The following is a 3,817-nucleotide window of genomic DNA, read 5'->3' on the forward strand; positions in this document are numbered from 1 at the left end:
TGCGGAGGCAATCAACAGCAGCGTAAAGGCCAGCATCACCACACGACGGTCAAGCTGACGCGTCACGTTACCGATCACCAGACTGGTGAGTAGCGCCACCAGCGCCGTCACGGTAACGGTTTGTCCCGCCTGCCCTTCGCTGATGTGCAGCGTGTCAGCAATCGGCGTCAGTAAACTGACCGGCAGAAATTCTGCTGTAATCAGGCCGAACACGCCAAAGGCCATGGCAAATACTGCGCCCCACGCCGGTTTATCCACTTCTAGTGGTGTTTCGATAACGTCAGTATCCAGGCTCATCTGTGATCCCCATCACAAAATATTTAGCGTTAAGCATAGTGACTGATCATCAGACGATCTATGATGCAGAAACTTTGTTTTTTGATTATTCGTCTGGGATTGATATGAGCCGCTACGAAGATCTGACCAGTGAATTGCTGATGGGTATGCGCCTGTACGGCGTCAAATACCAGCGTATCGCGCTGCATGCGCCCTTTGGCCTGCAATATGAGGACGCGCCAGGCAAGGCGCAGCTGCACTTTGTCGGGCGCGGATCGTTGTTGATCCGCTCGGCATCGGGCGTGATCTATCCGCTGCAGGCAGGCGATGCGCTGCTGATCCCGCACGGCAAGCCGCATGCGTTGATCTCCGACGAAGCGGCGGTCTGCGTACCGATCACCACCTTTAATAGCCGCCCGATTTGCGACAGCGTCTGCGCCATCGGCGACGGCGTAGATGTATGCCCGGACGACAGCGATGTGATTCTGTTTAGCGCCTGCATGGCGTTTGAACTCGGCGGCATGCAGCCGCTAGTGCATACCATGCCGGATGTGATGCTGGTAAGTACGCTGCTGGCGCAGTACCCGGAAATCCAGCCGATTCTCGATGCGATGGAGCGCGAAACGCGGCAGCGCAAAGCCGGTTTCGCCGGGATTTTGTCGCGGCTGGCAGATGTGGTCGCAGCGCAGATTGTGCGTGGCTGGGTGGAAAATGGTTGCGGCAAAGGCAGCGGACTGGTGCAGGCGCTGCGCGATCCGCGTCTCAGCCTGGCGATGGCGGCGATGCATCGTGAACCTGGTGAAAACTGGACGGTGGAACGGCTGGCGCGGGAATCCGGCAGCTCGCGTTCGGTATTTGCTGCTCGTTTCCAGAGCGCAACCGGCATGACGCCGCTGCGCTATCTTACCGAGCTGCGTATGCGGCTGGCGGTGGAACGTATCGTTCATGAAGGCGAAGCGGTGGAAAGCGTTGCCTTCCACCTCGGTTACGGTTCGCTGGCGGCGTTTAGCCGTGCATTTAAACGCATTGTCGGTACGCCGCCCGGCGCACTGCGCGCCGAACGTGAAATGCGTTAACGGAACACGCTGATCGCTTCTACCAGACGATTGGCTTGATGCTTCATGCGCCCCGACGCTTCAGCGCTTTCCGCCACGCGTGCGGCGTTTTGATGGGTGATATCGTCGAGATCTTCCACCGCCGTGCTGACCTGCGTCAGTGCGATGGCCTGCTCTGCGGTCGCGCCGCTGATCTGCGCGATCAAAGCGGTAACATTCTGCACCTGATCGACAATCTCCTGCATGGTATGTCCGGCTGCATCGGCGTGATCGCTACCGGACTGCACGCGGCTGGCGCTGGTTTCCACCAGATTTTTAATTTCGCTGGCGGCTTTCGCGCTACGCTGTGCGAGGCTGCGCACTTCACCGGCCACCACCGCGAATCCTTTGCCTTGTTCACCGGCGCGCGCCGCTTCTACTGCCGCATTCAGCGCCAGAATGTTGGTCTGGAAGGCGATGCCATCAATCACGCTGGTGATATTGGCGATACGCTTCGAGCTGTCGGCAATCTCCGCCATCATGCCCACCATTTCCTGCATCACTTTGCCGCCTTTGATCGCCGCAAAACTGGTATTTTCCGACAGGCCATTCACCTCTTTGGCGGTATCGGTGTTGCTCTTCACCGTGGCGGTCATTTCGTTCATGGTGGCGGCGGTTTGCTGCACGTTAGCGGCAGCTTGTTCGGTACGGCGGCTTAGTTCGTCATTGCTGCGCGCGATGGCATCGCTGGCGCTGAGCACATTAATCGCCTGGCCGCTGACATCATCCACCAGCCAGCGGAACATTAACCCCAGTTGACCGATGGCGCGCAGCGTGACGCCAATCTCATCGACGCGATCAATCTGTTCCACTTTATGGCTGGCGCCGGTCGCCACGCTCAACGCCTGACGGCACATGCGCTCCATTGGACGTGAAATTTGCTGCTCCAGCCACAGACTCGCCAGCAACAAAAGGCCCGCCATGCCGCCAGCAAAGCAGCCTATCGCCAGCGGTGCGAGGCCAAGCAGCCAGACGCCAATCACCGAAAGCGGCAGCAGCGTGAATAAAGTGGAGCGAATACGCCAGCGCAGCGGCAGGGTTTTCAGGATCGAGCCAACACGGCGCCAGCCGGTGCCGACGATCAACCCTTTATGGAAGCGACGTCCTTTAGCGCGGCCTTCGCGGAAGTCGCGGTACAGCGTTTCGGTCTGACGCACCTCTTCCGCTGACGGCTTGGTACGCACCGACATAAAGCCCTGCACTTTGCCCTCGCGCACCACCGGAATGGCGTTGGCACGCACCCAATAGTGATCGCCATTCTTACGCCGGTTTTTTACCAGCGCCGTCCACGGCTCGCCCTGCTTGAGCGTCGCCCACATATCAGCAAAGGCTTCAGGCGGCATATCCGGATGGCGCACCATATTATGCGGCTGGCCGTTCACCTCATCCGGGCTGAATCCGCTGACGTCAATAAAGGCGTCGTTGGCATAGGTAATGAAGCTATTTAAGTCGGTTGTCGACATCAGCGTGGCGTTATCGTCAAAACTGAATTCACGCTGAGTGACAGGCTGGTTGTTACGCATGTGTGTGTCCTTGCAAAACGCAGGCGAAAAGAAAAAATCAATTATGCTTTTTTATCTTTTCGGCAACCTACGCGCTGGGCTTTAGCTCAGAGGCTATTTTTTTATCCTGCCAGCATAGGCAATGAGAAATGACTCACACTTTGCGGGGAAATATTTAACAGTAAATTTTAATTTAGAGTATTTAAGATCCAGGTTTTAGGAAATGAGGAAGATGTGCTTTTTAAAAACGTACGGGAAGTAAGATTTAACGAAAAGTTTAAAACTACACAAAAAAATAACTAATTGAATTTTATATATAAAAATAAATTAAAATGACTTAAAAACAATCTCATCACTTATTGGGACATTTCTCGTCATTTTATTACGTACAGATCTTAATACTGCGGCAGTTTTCCCCATTAAGCGCAGTATGACAATAGGACTGTAACTATGAGCACATCTAAGAACCAAAACGCTGATCGCGCAGCGCAAACCAGCGCGAACATCGCCTCAATCACTACTTCAGCATCTCAGCTGCCACCGATTGTGCCGATCAAATATAACGAAGCCATCATCGATACCATTCGTTCACCGATTAATAACCGTCTTACCCCAATTGAATCGGGCGGCGACGTTGAGCAAGGCACCCTCATTTTTGAAGGCCGTGGCACGCCGAATATGCGGGTGATTATTTTTGATAACGGCGTTGAGATTGCTCGCGTTATTGTCAACAATACTGGCCGCTGGGTTTACGATGCTAATACCTTTGAAGGTGGTGAGCACTCATTCACCGTTCAGGTAGTTGGCGCGGATAATCCAATCTCGGCAAGTTATGACATTTCCATTGCCGCTCAGCCTGAGCAGCCAGTTCTGGTGGCGCAAGCCATTGATGACAGCGCGGGTTACGCGCAATACCTGAAGCCGGGCAGCACCACCAATGACACC

At 54.8% G+C, this 3,817-nt stretch carries 3 protein-coding genes and 1 pseudogene; 2 read left to right on the forward strand and 2 right to left on the reverse strand.

The window, feature by feature from the left end; all coding sequences use genetic code 11:
• Positions 1-297 (reverse strand): annotated as a pseudogene (locus tag RTY00_RS10320) (MFS transporter); the annotation flags it as partial.
• Between the two features lie 104 nt (positions 298-401).
• On the opposite strand from RTY00_RS10320, the gene RTY00_RS10325 reads away from it, so the two are divergent.
• A complete protein-coding gene (locus RTY00_RS10325; protein WP_154154675.1) occupies positions 402-1,352 on the forward strand; it encodes an AraC family transcriptional regulator in 951 nt (316 codons plus the stop codon).
• Here RTY00_RS10325 and RTY00_RS10330 read toward each other — a convergent pair.
• Positions 1,349-2,893, reverse strand: coding sequence for a methyl-accepting chemotaxis protein (locus RTY00_RS10330; protein ID WP_312664361.1), 1,545 nt, complete (start codon positions 2,891-2,893; stop codon positions 1,349-1,351). The genes RTY00_RS10325 and RTY00_RS10330 overlap by 4 nt on opposite strands.
• A 429-nt stretch (positions 2,894-3,322) precedes the next feature.
• On the opposite strand from RTY00_RS10330, the gene RTY00_RS10335 reads away from it, so the two are divergent.
• The coding region (locus RTY00_RS10335) for a hypothetical protein (RefSeq protein ID WP_312664362.1) at positions 3,323-3,817 on the forward strand (495 nt) is incomplete at its 3' end.

The organism is Pantoea sp. CTOTU49201 (assembly GCF_032054795.1).
Classification (GTDB): domain Bacteria; phylum Pseudomonadota; class Gammaproteobacteria; order Enterobacterales; family Enterobacteriaceae; genus Pantoea; species Pantoea symbiotica.

Bases quoted from the DNA above. Each gene is read 5' to 3' on its own strand.
- RTY00_RS10330 (WP_312664361.1), bottom strand. From the start codon at position 2,893: ATGCGTAACAACCAGCCTGTCACTCAGCGTGAATTCAGTTTTGACGAT.
- RTY00_RS10325 (WP_154154675.1), top strand. From the start codon at position 402: ATGAGCCGCTACGAAGATCTGACCAGTGAATTGCTGATGGGTATGCGC.